Source organism: Alteromonas sp. AO-Serp (assembly GCF_017849675.1).
Classification (GTDB): Bacteria; Pseudomonadota; Gammaproteobacteria; order Enterobacterales; family Alteromonadaceae; genus Alteromonas; species Alteromonas macleodii.
Window position 1 is genome coordinate 1 of record NZ_JAFLMX010000294.1, and the last position, 1537, is coordinate 1537.

Below are 1537 nucleotides of genomic sequence, written 5' to 3' on the forward strand. Positions count from 1 at the left end.
TAAGCAACACCTCTAACTGCCCAAGCGTTTTTACTAGCGCCACATGTTGTAATGCCATGGCCGTGAACCAACAAATTGAGCCCAAACAGCTTACCGTGCTTATCGCTAGCACCTGCTTTTTAGCGTTGGTTAGCTGTCTGAACACGTAGGGCTTGGTTACCGCTATATAACCACTTAACGTAATCGCTTGTACACATAACACCCACAATAAAACCCAGGCAGCAGCCACTGTATGCTGAACATTAAGCATGTGACTGGCTTCGCGCACCAACAGTGATGTCAGCGCAAAACAGGTACCGCAAGCAAGACCTGTAACCATGGTTTTCACACTAATGCCATGGAGCCGATTGCCACTGCTTAACACAAATACTGCTATTGCGCCTACTAGTATGCCCGCCCACCCAAGGGGCGTTAAATAACTTCCGAAAAAGAGCATGCCTACAACGCCGGCCACCAAGGCCTCACTCTTCGCCAGACCTGCGCCAATAGCAAAATTCTTCTGCTTGAACAAAATCACCATTAAAGAAGTGGCCGCTATTTGAAGTAGCGAAGCACACAGTACCACTGCAATAAAAGAGCCTGAGAACTCAGGCACTTGACTGGCGCTTCCGCTGTAGAGAATGAGTAAATAAACAAGCGCTATTGGGGGAGCCAAGATAAAGCGAGAGAGCGTTACCCCAGAGGTGTTAACTGCGCCGCTCAATTTGCTCTGCAGCGCATTGCGCACGGTTTGCATAACTACCGCGCCCAACGTAAATAAAATCCAACTCATTAGCGTCGCTTTACCTTGTTATATCGCTACCTACAGTTAAGCGTGAATTACTTTGCCTTTTTCACTTCCATTGCCTGTGTGCGCTTGTCTTTAAAATCAGAGTCACGTTTCCAGTATGGCCACATATCGCCTTGGGCATAGTAGTTCAGCATCGAGCCAATTAATGACAAGTCTTGTTGCACACCACCTAATGTCCAGCTTGGAAGGTAGTCATCATCTGCTTTATGATAGCGTTTGGCGATGAAGCTAGGGTCGGTATCGCCTAAGCTCATGAACAAAATTGAGGGCACGCCCTGCTTAGCAAGCGCGAAGTGATCTGAGCGGAAGAACAGTCCATTTTGAGGTCTCGGATCCATTTTGACGTTTCGCCCTTGTAGCGCGGCAGCTGTTGCTAAATCGTCTTCAATAGATAAATAACCTTCGCCGTACTGCAAAATGTAATCAACATCATCGTTTACATTCATGCCGTCGATGTTTAAAAAAGCCACCATGTTCGATGTTGGTACCGGCGGGTTATTTGCAAAATAATCGGCACCGAGTAGCCCTGTTTCCTCTGCGGTAAAAGCACTAAACATTAGTGTACGCGCAAAGCCCTCTTCGCGTTTTGAAAGCGCATCTGCTAACGTAAGCACACCTGCTACGCCTGACGCGTTGTCTACCGCACCATTGTAAATAGTGGTTTGGCCGTTTTTCTCAACTTTGCCTAGGTGGTCCCAGTGAGCGTGAAGCATTACCCATTCTTCTGGCTTATCTGTACCTTCTAAA

Annotated in this window: 2 protein-coding genes; both read right to left on the minus strand. The window is 47.4% G+C overall.

Features of this window, described 5'->3' with window-relative positions; all coding sequences use genetic code 11:
* The coding region (locus tag QVA83_RS19110) for a DMT family transporter (RefSeq protein WP_287498818.1) at window positions 1–772 on the minus strand (772 nt) is incomplete at its 3' end.
* A 47-nt stretch (window positions 773–819) separates the two neighbouring features.
* Window positions 820–1537, minus strand: a 718-nt coding sequence (locus tag QVA83_RS19115) for a M28 family peptidase (protein WP_287498819.1), incomplete at its 5' end; no start/stop codon positions are given.